This is a genomic window from Limosilactobacillus gastricus PS3 (assembly GCF_000247775.1).
Classification (GTDB): domain Bacteria; phylum Bacillota; class Bacilli; order Lactobacillales; family Lactobacillaceae; genus Limosilactobacillus; species Limosilactobacillus gastricus_A.
Window position 1 is genome coordinate 1 of sequence record NZ_AICN01000056.1, and the last position, 14,990, is coordinate 14,990.

Here is a 14,990-nt window from a genome sequence, read left to right on the forward strand (position 1 = left end):
GTATTTGATCAATACACAAAGCGTGTTGCGGCAAAGGTCGAAGACCTTTTACTATGGAATCAAGAAATTCAAGCTAAGTTTCATGCATAACGAAAAGGGATACTCTGAAAATCCATTTTTGGAAATTCAGGGTATCCCTTTAATTGTCATCCCGTATCGTTATGGTGTGCTTACAAATTGAACATTGTTCCACCATGTTTATTTATAAGACAACTTTAAATATTTATTCATCATTATGCCTGCTGTTGTCTTTTTTCATTGCCATACCATATGTAAAATTATTATGGTATGAATAAGTGTATTCTCTTATGACGTTCCATTTATACTTACTTTCACCCGTTTTTTATCTAATAGCCTAATAGGTAATAATTTTTATTATTGACTTTTATCATTGTCAGAATTTAAAGTACATTTACAATGAATAACTGAACCATATTATCAATATTAATCCATGGTATGATAATTTATCTGATTAAAATGCTGTTTTAATGCAAAACAATGGCCAACCATTCACCAAATTGAAAATGGTTGACCATTGATCTATATTGATTCACTGGTTTTATAAGTTAATTTATGAGCTGAAGCATTTTCAAAATACCAACTCAAAATTCCTGCTTCAATCTCCGCATATTCACTTTCTTTAACTTGCAATTGAACATGACCATTATTGTAATTAAAGTAATAAGGTTGCCGATTCAATGCCGTAGGTGCTAGGAGACTAGCAGTGATTCCTTTAAAATACCAATCTGGAAATCGATTAGGTTGGTAGTCACTAACCTGCCTGACCTTCTTAGACCTATGTGCTTCACCATTTGTCTGTCCATATCCAAATACTACAATTGCAACAATATCTTCCTCTAAGATGTTTCGGTTAATACTACTCCCAATAAGCCATGAATTCAATCCTAAACTTTGAATCAGTATCATGATTTCAGCCGCTACATAGCCAACATTATAATGATCACCTTTGAAGAGGATCACATTTTTTACATTACTCGACCGTAACCTAGCAATAAACCCCAGCGTATCTGAAATACTATCTTCTTCCAGAAACGCTTTAATACGATGATTGATACATAATTGATTTAGTTTTTCTCTAATCCTTCCCTTTAAATATGATGATACTAATTCATCACTATATTTCCGAACAGTATGGCGTTCCTTCATTAATATTTCTAATTCCATCTTTACACCTCAATTCAGAATTTTAAAGTTAATCTAGAAATCTTGAGAAATATCAATCATCCTAAACTTCGTCTATTCAACTCCTTTAAGTGCTTCAACCATGTCTAATTTCCGAATACGTCGACTAATCAACAGCGTGGTTGATAAGGAGCAGACCCACACAAAGACCGTGGCAACTGTAATCGTTATCCAATTGATATATGGTGAGTATACCAAATTAATGGTCGAGAAGGTATTAACATACTCACCTAAGAACCAGATTCCAGCCGGAATCCCAATTAACCACCCCACAAAGGTGGTAATCAGATTTTCAATCAAGGTCAGGTTTCGTAATTCATTTCTCTTAATTCCTAGTACACTTAACGTGGCGTAATCTCTGGAACGTTCTACGAAGCTCAAGGCGCCCAAATTGTAAAGCACAATCACAATTAAAAGCACGGCAAAAGCAATAATTAAAGCAAAAATACTCATTAAATTATTAACGAAGCGTTCGGCGTTCTGGCGTTGGGAATTCATCGTAATCATGGATGAAATGGCCGACTTATCATACTTAGCCCCTTTACCAACTAACAAGGTAGTTGGTTGGAAAGTTTCTCCCGCATCTTGCCAAGTTTTACTAGTAACATAAGCCCCTTGATTGGTTTCACTGGTAATGATCCCTTTGATTTTTAACTTAATCGGGTCACTTAAGCCAACCGTCTTAATCTTTAGGGTCATTCCTTTAGAAAGGTTTGCCCGATCAGCAAAACCTTGAGTAACGTAGACTCCACCATCTTCAACTTTGTGACCATCAATCGTTTTCATTTGGACATAATCGCCTTTAGAGCTACCTTTGGAGATGACCATTAAAAGGCGATCATAGCCATCATCCGGTGAATAGTGAGCCTGACTAAGTTGGACCCACTGACCATTTTGATGATTAGTTTGTTGGTATTGTTGATAATTATTAACGTTTAACCGTTTACTGTAAGTAAAATCATGCCCATAAGCCTGTTCAACTAAATGGTTAATTGATTGGGGCATACCAATCCCAGCAATCATCAACATCATCCCGCCGGCAACCCCGACAATTCCCATCAAGACTCGGGATTTATTAAAGAACACATCCCGAATGGCCCAGCGGCAGGCATAGGAAAGTTTCCGCCAACCACGAATCCGTTCTAACCAGATATGATGAACCCGACTCTCGGTTTCACCGCGTAAGAATTTGGCTGGTAAACCGCGCATTGAACCTCGTGCGGCCCAATCGGCCGCACCAATACAGATTAAAATTACTAAAGCAATGACAGCTAAACTACTGTAGGTGTATGATAATTGCCAATGTGGAATCGAGAACATCGCTTGTTGGGTGCTCAGGACAAACCAGGAAATTACTGGTGAGAATAAGGCCCCAACTACTGTTCCGGCACCACCAACTAGTAAACCAAAACTAGCATAGTGGAGACTAAGTTGGCGATTTTGGAAACCTAAAGCTTTTAATGTCGCAATTTCACCCATTTGATCTTCAATTAACCGCCGAATTGTCGTGAACATGGCTAAGATCGCTAATAGGATAAAGATGAACGAAAACAAGTAAGACAAGTTTCGAATTTGCCCAACCCGATCCAGTGCACTAGAGACATCAGGGAGTGTGGTTCGATTATAGTAAGCGACCAGTCGCGCCCCAAAGATCTTTTCCACTGCTTTTCGCATTTGGTGATGATTACCCCGAATTTCAATTAAATTATTGCCCCCAGCATAGTGAAATTCATTCGTTAGCGTTTGCGGGCTAACATAAGCATACCCATAGTTAGAGTAGTTTGGGGCAATGTATTCCTGGGTTCCATTAAAGTAAATTCGACTTGCCGATTTAACGATCCCCCGAATCTTTAAGCGCACTGTTTGCCCCTGGTAACGCATGCTGATGGTTTGGCCAACTTTTAAGTTATGATTAGTTGCGTATTCTTTATTGACCCAAACTCCTGATCGTTGATTGGAATAAGCGGTTCCCTTCACTAAGTGCAGTTTGGTGACTGGGTGATCAAGAGAATCAATAATCAATTGATGACTATTCTGTTTAACTTGAATTCGTGTTCCCGCACTAACTTTACTGATCCCTTTCAGATCACGAAGCTTACTTAAGTCATTATCAGTCACATTCGTGGCTTGGACCCAATAATTAGCGAGCTTGGCATCACTAATATAATGATCTAGACTCGTATCCAGTCCTTTCCACGCTCCTTGAAGGCCGACAAACACTAAAATAGACAGGAAGGCCATCAGGAAAACGGAGAAGAATTGGGTCCAGTTATGCCGGACATCCCGCCATAACTTTCGATTTAGATATTTCATGCCAAGCCCTCCAATTTCACTGGTGAATGATTATCGTCGATCCGGTCAATCACTCCGTCTTTAAGTCGAATGACTTGATCTCCATATTGCTCAAAAGTTGGATTATGGGTCACCATTACTACGGAAGTGTTGGGATTTTGAGCTGCTTGTTGCAAAAGAGCCATAATTTTCAAACTAGTTTTTGAATCTAAGGCCCCGGTTGGTTCATCGCAAAGCAACAATTGAGGCTTTTTAGCTAAAGCTCGGGCAATCGAGACCCGTTGCATTTCCCCACCAGAAAGTTGATTAGGAAAGTTATTTAACCGATGCCTTAACCCCACCTGTTCTAAATACGATTCTGATTGAGCATCATTGCCATTTAATTTCGCCGCAATGGCGACGTTTTCAAGTGCGGTTAAACTAGGAATTAAGTTATAGAATTGAAAGACAAAACCCACTTTTTGTCGCCGATAATTGGTCAAGCCCGTATCTGATAACTGGGCTACCTGTTCGCCATCAAAATCAATGGTCCCATTCGTTGGACGATCCATCCCGCCTAAAATATTGAGTAGCGTACTTTTTCCGGAACCAGAAGGACCCAAGATAATGGTTAATTTTCCTTTTTCTAAAGTAAAACTGGCTTGGGATAGGGCATGAACTTCCTGATCACCCACCTGATAAATTTTATTTACATCCTTAAAACTAATCATTTCTCATTCTCCTAATATTTCGTCATTAATTTAACCTTTTCACTTAAGGTCGGTTCATGATATTGTTCAATCATCTTTTTCGATACCGCTTCGCGGTTCGTCGCAATCCGTTGATTAGCTAATTCAATCGCCTCTTCAATTTGCATAATTTGTGGTAATTGATACTGGTCAACAATGGTTTGTAACCGTTCTGCTACCTGACCACTAACCATAAACGGTGGTAACCCTAATTCCTTGAACCGTTGTTGGATTTCGATATCGGACAAATTCCGATATTCTTCGGAGACTGGTCGATGACCATCCGGATCCATCGGAAATTCGACTGGTAAATGAACGACATCGGTATACCATTCTTTAGCATGTTGCCGAACAACTGTTCCATAACTATCCAAATACTTTTTCATAAACGGTTTAAAAGGCACTCCCATAACAGCTTTGGCAATTCGGTGCGGAAGCGTTGAGCCAGGATTAATCCCTACCTTCATGCGAACAGTCCCATAAATCCATTCATTTAACACCGAGCCATCAGAGATAAAAGCGCCCGCTTCTTTATAAGCAATCGTTTCGGCCCGGACCCGTTCTTCAAATCGCTTTAGTCCCAGCGCCATTAATTCGTCGGCGGTCATATCCTGAAAACGGCGTCCCGGATATAAATCCGTCAAAATTTCCCGCGCTGATAACGCATTAATCAATGGGATCCCTGTTAAAATTGATAAAGCCGTCGTCGTGGTCGTTTTCCCCGTAGAATAAGTTCCCGAAATTACTAATCGAATATGTTCGTTATTGTTCATTACTGCTTCCTTCCATCACTTGTGGTAATTCATGTGCCATTTGAGCACTAAAATAGACTTGATTATTAATGTCCGATCCATGCGCCGTTAAGGTTCGCCATTGGTGATGATCCTTATCAATTACTCTGGACTTCAATACTTCACCAATTACTCGAGATCTTTGAAGTTGCTTTTTATTGACTACTCGATCTTGATAATCTGCCGAAATCCGTTTCATCCATAAATTAGCACAATCATCACGATCTAAATTATCTAGTTGATAAGTTAACATCTCCCCAATCTGTGAAAAAATAATTAACCATTCAAAGATTGAAAAACCATTATCATTCGTTTTACTTCCTAAGCCGGCATAATCATTCCCTTCTGCTTGCTTTACAGCTACCGCCGCCATTGAAGTTTGATCCAGATAATCAATTCCATCAATGGTCAACTCACTCTGCTTTAAATGTTGCGTTAAAAACGATTCGTGACCTAAATCAGAATTACTAATATGATTGCCAAACCGAATGGATAGGTTAATCTTCATCCCTAAAATATTGAAATGAAAATTATTGCCATTTTGCGTAAAGTCGACTTTTAAAGCTTTACTCAATTCCACTGGTTCGCCACCAGCCCGAATATCAAAATGACTGACATAATAATCCGCTGACTTTTCTGGTCCTAGTAATTGTTCAACAATCATTGCAGAAATAATCACACTATCCAAGGTACTTAAGTGTGGTGAGCGGGCTTCGCCTTGTTTAATTGACCAGACCTCATCACCAAAATTAACTTTCACCATTGCTTCTGACTCTTCTTGATCTAAAGTGATAATCTCATAATTAGCGTTCTTATAACCAACCCCAAAATATCGGGTATTGCGATCGCCCAAAATTGTATCGACATTCATTTTTCAAAACCTCCTAATGGATTTAAATATACATAAAAGTTCACAAAAAAAGCATCCGTAGATCACGAATGCTTGCTTGCGGAGGTCCGCAAATTATAAAATTAATTTTCTCTTCAAAGCCTCACGAACGGCGCCAATTCGACCACTGACGCCCAGTTTACGACAAATGTTTGTCACATGAGATTCGACCGTTCGCTGGCTCATAAATAATTCTTCAGCAATCTGAGGATTGGTTTTTTCATCGGCCATGGCTTGTAACACTGCTAACTCGACTTCCGTTAACTTTTCATCATCAGGTTGATTAAAAACTTTATCCGGAATTAAAACATTCCCCGCCATCACTTCCTGAATGGCCCGCATTAGTTCATCATATGAGGATTCCTTTCGTAAGAAAGCTTGGACCCCTAGTTTTAGGGCTCGTTGATGCAGGAGTTCATCATAAAAGCCGGAGATCAAAATTACCTTTGGCATGTCGGATAAAGACTTTTGTAAATTTTCCAAAACTTGAAAGGCGGTTTCATCTTTTAACATCATGTCCATGATCACCAGGTCAACCTCCGTAGTTTTCAAAAATAATTGAAAACTCGCTACATCAGTAAACGTCCCGACGACTTCTAAATTAGCTTGTTCCTGCATCGCTTTTGCTAAACTATTTAACATCATCTCATGATCATCAATTAAAGCGATCTTTACCATTTGATTCTTCCTCGCTTTCCAGTGGAATCATCATTGCAATCTCGGTTCTCGGATACGTCTGAATTACCAAGCTTCCTCCCAATAGGTTTAACTTTTGCTTAATCGTCGTTAACCCATAGTGACCCGAGGTTTGAGAATGCTTCTGAAAGGTCCCATTATCCTGACACGTGATCGTTAATGATTTTTGATTCCTGGTTACTTGAACCCAGGCTTGGTTGGCTTGACCATGTTTAACACTATTAATTAGCATTTCTTGCAGTGATCGTAAGACAAAGTTAGCTTGGCGATCCGATAACTGGTCTAATTGGCCGCCAGAATGATCTTGAAATTGAATCTCAATCGGCCAGGTTTGTTGAAGATGATCAATCATTTGGCGAATTGTATTCGCCACCCCGAGATCACTAATCAACATTGGATAAACCCGATTACATAAGTCTCGTAGTTCATGGATCAAATCATCCATCGTATCCAATAACTTCTGATGATTATCCTCTGGACTAGCTCGTTCAAACTGCTTCTTCATTAAAATTAAATTTTGGATGGCCGTATCATGAATAGTTAAGGCTACTTGTTCTCGTTCATTCTCTACAGCATCAAATAATTCTAAACGTTGATGGCGACTATCAAAGCCGGCAATCAAGGCAAAGACTTCTTGGTATACTGGAGCAACAGCAATCATTAGCATTAATGCATAGGCAGTAACCAACCATAAGGGTAACCCCCGTCCCAAGTTAATAATTAAAGCCATAATCGTAGTCGTTAACACCAATAGATAGCCTTGTGCATAGCCACGGACCCGGCGATATGAATTGGACAATGATCGATTCACAATCAAAATATGTAATAAACAAATAATCGGTACTAACAAAAAGGCGGCAACATTCAAAAAGGAATGTTGGGGTGGCCATTTTAACGGATACAAATATAACAAATATAAAGGAATCAACGAAGTCAAAAAGATCAAGGAAAAATTAACGCGGGAAACCCGTTCTTGACCTTTCTGTATTCCTTCTAAGAAGACCAGAATTACCAAAACTAATGGTAAGAAAAAGCTGCCCCAATCATTTAAGTAATCAGCTAACCAATACCATGCTGGTAACCATCCTAAAACAAAGGCAATATACAATAATGGATTCAGATAAGTATAAATCAACGTTAACCACCCTAAGAAAGAGTTAATCTTTGGTGATACTAACATCTTTCGCACCATCATCGGAATTAAAGATAAGAAGGCCACTAAAATTATCCGACCGAGAATAATACCCTGACTTGATGGAATCAGGGCTACTAAGGCAATCGCAAAGAATAACATAAAGTTTTCAAAATGCCGTTCTTGCAGACTTTGCCGGCGCCAAAATAAAATTAGTACCGTGATCAAGATCACTGACAGACTCACTGCTAAGAGAATCCAATAAGTACTTAAAAAAGGGTGACTAGCTAAGGAAATAACTTGTTGATGACCATCTCTTAGAATCGTTAATTTACTAGCATGGTTAACTAAGAGCATACGCTGGACCGAAGAAACTTTACCAGGGTCATTGCCATCAATCTGTAATAACTGATCACCAACTGCTACTGAAATATTATCGCCTGCTGAATGCGATAAAATTCGCGTAATGATCCACTGACCATGTTGCTGACGCACACTAATCCCAATATTAGCTGAGTGTCTTAAGGCAATCGTAAAATAAATTCCTAGACTTACCATAACCAAACCAGCGAATATCCATTTATACCAGTTAATTTGTTTTGTCATAGTAATTTAACTTTACCATCATTAGGTTGCTATGTATATACTTATTAATTCTTATCTTCAAAGGTGGTGAACTACTCGGCCATGAATGACCAAGCTTCTGGGAACACGAAGTAGTATTTAGGATGTTATATCGGTATCCCGAAGACCTAACTTACAGAACTTCGTTCTTTTACCACGGCTAGCCCCTAGCCAAGTAGCTTTAAACCACTGTTTAGGATATTAACTGCCGCATTAATATCACGGTCGTGGTGAGTCCCACACTTTGGGCAAGTCCATGCTCGAATATTTAATGGTTTCTTACCATCGTTGTAACCACAAATCGAACAGAATCGCGAGGTGTTATTCGAACTGACCACAATTAATCGTTTACCATACCAGTTGCACTTGTATTCAAGCATGGTACGAAATTGATACCAACTGGCGTTACTAATTGATTTAGCTAAACGGTGATTATGAAGGAGATTCTTGGTTCTCAAATCTTCGATCACAATCACATCATAGTTTTTAACTAAATCAGTCGTTAGCTTTTGCAGATGGTCTTTACGCTTATTAGCAATCTTTGCTTGATACCGTGCTTTTTGTTGCCGAGCTTTTTGCCAATTTTGATAATCATTCACTCCCATTTGTTCCAAATGGTTCGGGTCGTGATTCCATTGGCGAACGGCCACGATAGCCCGATTCTTACGCTTACTATATTTACGTTGCCAATTAGCAACCTGATTTTCTAACCAATTAACATTTAACGTAGCATATTTATCACCATCCGAAGTAATCGCTAAATCAGTAAGGCCAGCATCGATACCAACCGTACGGTTGGCTCTCGGTAATTCGTCAATATCTGTTTCAACGTTAAGTGAAATGTAGTATCGACCGTCTGGATCGTGGCTAATGGTATATCGCTTAATACGGTAATCTTTTAATTGATTTGTTTTGCTTGTTCGGATACTGCCTAATTTAGGCAATTTCAATCGCCGTTTAGCTTCAATTTTACAAGTGGAGTGACCGGTGTAAGATTGGCGTACACAATGACGTGACTTAAACCGTGGATAACCACCACGATGGTTAAAAAGATTTTTAAAAGCAACCGCTAGGTTATGATTAACCGTAATCAGACTGGTCGAATCACTTTCTTTTAGAAACGGATAATCATGTTTAAGTTGTTTTAGCAGGTAATTCATACCATATACCATACTCGTTGACAAAGTGACTGCTAGGATTGTTATCATAGCGATCTTTAGCCATTGATAACATCTGATTCCAAACGAAACGGTCGTTACCAAATAACTGTAAAAGTTGATTCTTTTGAACTTGAGTTGGGTACAAACGAAGTTTGATCCCTTTGATTACCGTGGTCATGTGATCCTCCTTTCTACTATTCTTCCTTATTCCGTTGATCGTCTATATATTTAGCAACTGCCCGTTCATTGACAACACCGATGCTTTCTACATAGTAACTAACTAGACGACTACAAGTGACGGCCTTTAGCTTTCCAATAACTTGTCTTTAATTCTGGACAACGACGGAATAGTCGGTAAGCCGAAATTCCTTTCAACCATCGAACGATATTAGTAACTGATAGTTTTGGTGACACTGTAACCAACAGATAGACATGATCGTCTTTACCGATTTCCATATGGACAACTTTAAGGCCGTACTGATCAGCAATTTCAAAGACTAATGATTTAAATTCAATTTCTACATTGCCTTTGAGCACCTTATTACGATATTTAGTTCCCCAAATAATATGGTAGTTAAATTATATACGGACGTTCTCCCATATGTAAGTCCATTTATATCTTTCATACCGGTATTATATCAAATTTCAATCATAGCCTATATGTGAGAGATGCTATTATGCCCAACGGGCATAATAAAAGGGCAATTCATCACGTACTTAAAAGAACGTGTTTCCTTGCCCAATTTTAAAAACTTACCTTTTACGTTATAACAATCTTATCATAAATCACGTCTATACTTTAACAGCAGTCTCTATTCTCGTTATGTTAGAACAGTAATTCTATACTATTATCGGTCCAAAATTGGTCCAAAGTTTTTCAAGTCCCCGAAAGTCAAATTAAGCTAGAAACAATTTCATCTGCTCATCTGTGACATGCTTTAAGAATGCTTCTAGCGGTGTTAGATAGCCCAGACTCTTTCTAGGTATGCGATTCCTACGACTAGCCACAGATTGCAAGAACCCATCAGACAGGTTGCGGAAATCAAGATTTTTGGATAAACCATCTCTTCGGGCTAACCCATTATTGTTTTCGTTTAATCCTCTTTGATTAGGAGCACCTACTTCTGCGAAGTAGATGTTAATGTCAAACTTGTTAGCCAGGTTTCGCCAATCAGCGAATTCTTTCCCGTTATCGAATGTAATAGGCTTAAATAGATGTCGAGGAATCGAGCTAAACCATTGTTCAAGAACTTTACCAACACTCTCAGCTGATTTATCATGAGAATTTAAGATAATCTCCACTTTGGTCAATCGTTCGCTCAATGTCGTTACCGCACCCAAATGATTTTTTCCCTTGAACGGTATCTCCCTCGAGATGTCCGAATTCTTGAGCGTAGTTTGGCTAGTCCTTCTCCCGCTGGTTAATACTTGGAACTAGAATGAGATTAGGACAATGAGAATTGAGACTTTGCTATAATCACTTTAAAGATTAAGCGAGGTTTGAATATCATGTCTAAAGGAAAACATTACGATAATCAATTTAAGTTGGATGCGGTCAATTATTACTTGGATCACCAGGAACTATCAGTCGATGAACGAGTTGCGTATTTAGGTGTCTCCCGTGCATCAATTGCTAAGTGGGTACGTCAATACAAGGACGAGGGCACCGTTGGTGGCCCCGGTTAAGGAAACCACGCTACCGATAAGGATAAGGAGATTGCCCGCCTCAAGCGCGAATTACATGATTAGAAGGCGGCGAATGAGATCTTAAAAAAAGCTATTCGCATTCTGGGCGATTAACCGAATTGTTCGTACTGGTGGATGAATAAGCTAAGGATTCTAGCTGTCCATCGGTGTCTGGAATGCTGAAAAACCTTGACCTATCCAAATCAAATTATTATGACTGGAAAAAACGTGAGCCGTCAGATCGTGGATATAAGCGTGGCTTTGTCTATGATTTAATTCAAAAGATCTATGATCAGAATAAGGGAATTTATGGTGCCCCTAAAATTTGCCATGAATTACGTAAACGGAGAATTTCAATTTCCGTACGGACAGTAAGCCTTTATATGCGACAAATGGGCTTACGTGCTTGTTACATCACACCATGGACCACTACCACTCGTGATCCTAATTTCGAAGCTTCGCTTCAAAACATCTTGGACGAGAACTTTAACCCAGACAATCCAGACGAGGTATGGTACATTGACACCACTTATATTCCAACTGATTCCGGCTTCGTGTATCTAACTAGCATTATCGATTTGTTTTCACGCAAAATTGTCGCTTGGGATACAGCTGACACATTATCAACGGAGGTGGTCCTACAAATTATCGAGAAAGCTAAACAACGCCGTAACGCAAATAAAGCATTGATCATGCACAGTGACCGTGGGAGTCAGTTCACTTCTGAAGCATATAAAAAAGCTACAAACCGAATGACCAATAGTTACTCGGCCAAAGGTTATCCTTGGGATAACGCCTGTATCGAATCATTTCATGCTTTAATCAAACGAGAATGGTTAACCCGATTTAGGATCAAAGATATCCACGAAGCACATCGTCTGTGCTTTGAATATATCGACGCTTACTACAACACGGTACGGATTCACGGTCACTGTAATTACATGAGCCCCATGGCTTTTGAACAACTTTACTATGAGAATCATCACGAACAGGATGTAGCATAGTCTAAAATCTTAATTTAAATTGTCCGCTTTCTTGACATAGGACCAGTTCTATATAAACAACTTTAGAGATACCTATCTCAATTAAAGTGAATCCTGGTAGTTTCCGTATTTTTTTCATTTTATACACCATTTAATTTTTATTACCCAGACATAGATTTGGGCTAGTTTGATCAAACCTCCTTTACACTAAAGTACGTAGTAAAATTTCTGCCGTTCCAAAAACTTTCTATAATTTCAAAATGTGGCAACTTGAAATAACTATTAAATAGTCCTCGACCAAAATAAAAAGCCCTGAATTAACAGAGCGCCAAGTTGTAGTCTAATATTCAAATTACTTAATCGTAGCGACCCCAAGCCGAATAAATAACAACTTCCTTTTTTTCTTCATTTACTTTATATACAACCCGATGCTGTATATTGATTCGTCGAGAATAAAAACCAAGAATTGGTGGTACGAGTTTTTCAAAACTTTGATTGTTTTGATATGGATTATCTTTTAACTGATATACTAGCTTACTAAAATTTTTCTCTAGATAGTTACCTTTTATCCTTAAATCTTTTCTAGCTCCTTTCTTTATTTTGATTTTGTAACTCATAATTCATCCCAAACCTTATCAAAATCTTCTTCCCCAATTACAACCGCACCTCTTTCACCAGACTTTGTAGGTTTAATTATAACTGGTTTATTATTTAAATTTACGTCTCTGATGATTTAAAAAAATCTTTTCGTCCCTGCGTTGGTGTTACAATCTCACTCATCTTTCTTACCTCACGGATCTGTTTCGCAATATAATTGCTAACCTTATTTTAATACGTGTACTTGATAGCGTACATTCAATTCACACTTTGTAACGAATGATAAATTGGCAATAAAAGGCTCAAATACATGCCACCAATAATCATGGCAATTAACATAAACAAAATCGGCTGAACAAGTTCTAAAAGTCGTTCCGTTTGATTAATGAAACGTTGAAAAAGCATCCGCGAATAAATCAACAATTCATCCCCCAGCTCGCTCGTAGTTAAGCCCCGATTAAAATACGAAGCCAACTCATCTGGTAAATAGATAGTTTTTAAAATCACCCGTTCAATGGATTGTCCCCGTTGGGTTTGTCGGGTCAATTGTTGGATCACTTGGTAAACCATCGATTGGTGATCATATTGGCGCGTAACGCGGTGAATATCTTGAAACGACATTCCATGAGCAATCATCATTCCTAATACATTGACTAAATAATAATGCCAATATAACCGCCAATAATTACCTACCACCGGTAAATGACATAACCAGTTAATTCGCTCGAGGCGCGACATTTTTAATAAAACGATCCCCTGCCAAATCAAGATCGTCATTATCGCACTAACCGTCATCACTAAAATTTGCAATATACGTGGTTTTATCCCCCAGTCGCCTTGTTGCCAACTTGATAGTTGTGGTCCGACATAGTGAACCATAATCATCATGAAGACCCCCAAGACCGTCAACAACAATAACGGATATTGTAAAAGCCCACGTAACTTTTGCCGTTGTTGATGCTGCTTGGTTAAAAACTCGCCAATTTGGCGTACAACGCCTGCTAGGTTACCTTCTTGTTCTGCTAATTTCAGTTGATAATATAAATCCGTGCGTAGCCATGGCTTCATGGTTTCAGCTAAGCCACCCCCTTGGACCAATTGTCGCTCCATCTTTTGGAACCTATCTAACTCTTTAGGAAAGATCCTCCCCGAAAAAGCTAAGGCCTGGGGCAAATTCATCCCACTATTCAGGGCATCACCCAAAAAGACAAACCACTGGGCTTGATGACTTAAGGTAAATCTAGCCGGCTTTAAATTGCTGGTAAGTTTCATCCGTAATTCTCCCTTCTTCACAAGCTCGTGCTAATTCATGCCGCCAACTTTGGGCAACTCCTGATTCTTCATGGCCAATTGATTGGGTTAAGTCATCCCCACTTAATTGATCAAAATGGAGCGCCCAGCTTTGATCATGTAGGGGAATGAGTCGCTGATAACTAACTGCTAACAGAGCCTGATGTAAATAATATTGATCAACCCCTAATTGTTGTAAACGTGAGAGCACCCCCTGGGCACTGCGCGCATGAATAGTGGCCATGACTAACTGGCCACTCAGGCCCGCTTGAATGACCATTTGCGCCGTTTGGGGATCCCGGATTTCACCAATGATTAAAATCTGGGGACGATGGCGTAAGCTCGTTTTAATCAAAGTTTGATAATCCATGCCGGCGACTGGGTTCACTTGGGTTTGTAAAAAGCGCTCGTGACTGATTTCCACTGGATCTTCAATTGTCATAATGGTCTTTTGATCGATAAATTGTTCTGCCAAGCGATACATTGTCGTCGTTTTTCCTGACCCCATTGGACCAGCAAAGAGCATCACACCCGTTTGCTGGGCTAAGGCTTGTAGCCCTTTCCAATGCGAAGGGACCAAAACTTGAAAATCAGCTTTTGGCGGATAAATAAATCGCACCACCATCGACTCTTGACCGCGATAATCACCAACTGTTGAGATCCGCAAATCAATCTTTTGACCGGGATCCATCTCCCATTCCAAGGCTCCAGATTGCGGGCGACGATGCTCGCTGATATCTAAATTGCTCCGATACTTTAAATAAGCCATGATTCGCTGTCCACTATGTTTTGAAAAATGATACCGTAACGCTAATTTACCACGGATTAAGGTAGAAAGCCGATATTCTGCGGCCTCAGGCATTAAGTAAGCATCGGTCACGCCTTCTTGAATCATGATTTGTAACTCACGTTTAATTTG

12 protein-coding genes and 3 pseudogenes are annotated in these 14,990 nt (G+C 39.3%); 2 read left to right on the forward strand and 13 right to left on the reverse strand.

What is annotated here, in order from left to right; genetic code table 11:
- Positions 1–540 precede the first annotated feature (540 nt).
- From PS3_RS06480 to PS3_RS06525, 10 genes and pseudogenes are all read right to left on the reverse strand, one after another.
- A complete protein-coding gene (locus PS3_RS06480; protein ID WP_040468458.1) occupies positions 541–1,185 on the reverse strand; it encodes a nitroreductase family protein in 645 nt (214 codons plus the stop codon).
- 72 nt (positions 1,186–1,257) lie between these two features.
- On the reverse strand, positions 1,258–3,516 hold the full coding sequence (locus PS3_RS06485) for an ABC transporter permease (RefSeq protein ID WP_007122423.1): 2,259 nt from the start codon (positions 3,514–3,516) through the stop codon (positions 1,258–1,260).
- Entirely contained in the window at positions 3,513–4,205 is a 693-nt protein-coding gene (locus PS3_RS06490) for an ABC transporter ATP-binding protein (RefSeq protein ID WP_007122424.1), read from the reverse strand. Before PS3_RS06490 ends, PS3_RS06485 begins: the two co-directional genes overlap by 4 nt.
- A gap of 11 nt (positions 4,206–4,216) precedes the next feature.
- Positions 4,217–4,996 (reverse strand): AAA family ATPase, encoded by a 780-nt coding sequence (locus tag PS3_RS06495; protein ID WP_007122425.1) that lies wholly within the window; start codon positions 4,994–4,996, stop codon positions 4,217–4,219.
- Entirely contained in the window at positions 4,986–5,885 is a 900-nt protein-coding gene (locus PS3_RS06500; RefSeq protein WP_007122426.1) for an AvrD family protein, read from the reverse strand. Before PS3_RS06500 ends, PS3_RS06495 begins: the two co-directional genes overlap by 11 nt.
- Before the next feature lie 93 nt (positions 5,886–5,978).
- Complete coding sequence (locus tag PS3_RS06505; RefSeq protein WP_007122427.1) at positions 5,979–6,581, reverse strand: response regulator transcription factor; 603 nt, start codon at positions 6,579–6,581, stop codon at positions 5,979–5,981.
- Positions 6,559–8,337 (reverse strand): hypothetical protein, encoded by a 1,779-nt coding sequence (locus PS3_RS06510; RefSeq protein ID WP_007122428.1) that lies wholly within the window; start codon positions 8,335–8,337, stop codon positions 6,559–6,561. Before PS3_RS06510 ends, PS3_RS06505 begins: the two co-directional genes overlap by 23 nt.
- A 185-nt stretch (positions 8,338–8,522) precedes the next feature.
- Positions 8,523–9,693 (reverse strand): annotated as a pseudogene (locus tag PS3_RS06515) (RNA-guided endonuclease TnpB family protein).
- 16 nt (positions 9,694–9,709) lie between these two features.
- Positions 9,710–10,141, reverse strand: a pseudogene (gene tnpA, locus PS3_RS06520) (IS200/IS605 family transposase).
- A 271-nt stretch (positions 10,142–10,412) separates the two neighbouring features.
- Positions 10,413–10,917 (reverse strand): annotated as a pseudogene (locus tag PS3_RS06525) (IS30 family transposase); the annotation flags it as partial.
- A 107-nt stretch (positions 10,918–11,024) separates the two neighbouring features.
- Between PS3_RS06525 and PS3_RS06530 the strand changes: the two are divergent.
- Both PS3_RS06530 and PS3_RS06535 read left to right on the forward strand, forming a co-directional pair.
- Positions 11,025–11,201, forward strand: a complete 177-nt coding sequence (locus PS3_RS06530) for a helix-turn-helix domain-containing protein (protein WP_081478410.1) — start codon at positions 11,025–11,027, stop codon at positions 11,199–11,201.
- A 176-nt stretch (positions 11,202–11,377) separates the two neighbouring features.
- Positions 11,378–12,205, forward strand: coding sequence for an IS3 family transposase (locus PS3_RS06535; RefSeq protein WP_040468460.1), 828 nt, complete (start codon positions 11,378–11,380; stop codon positions 12,203–12,205).
- 335 nt (positions 12,206–12,540) lie between these two features.
- Here the strand turns inward: PS3_RS06535 and PS3_RS06540 are convergent, their stop codons facing one another.
- From PS3_RS06540 to comGA, 3 genes are all read right to left on the reverse strand, one after another.
- A complete protein-coding gene (locus PS3_RS06540; RefSeq protein ID WP_040468462.1) occupies positions 12,541–12,804 on the reverse strand; it encodes a Txe/YoeB family addiction module toxin in 264 nt (87 codons plus the stop codon).
- A gap of 235 nt (positions 12,805–13,039) precedes the next feature.
- Entirely contained in the window at positions 13,040–14,053 is a 1,014-nt protein-coding gene (locus PS3_RS06545) for a type II secretion system F family protein (RefSeq protein ID WP_007122430.1), read from the reverse strand.
- Entirely contained in the window at positions 14,022–14,987 is a 966-nt protein-coding gene (gene comGA / locus PS3_RS06550) for a competence type IV pilus ATPase ComGA (protein WP_081478412.1), read from the reverse strand. The genes PS3_RS06545 and comGA overlap by 32 nt, the downstream gene beginning before the upstream one ends.
- Positions 14,988–14,990 lie beyond the last annotated feature (3 nt).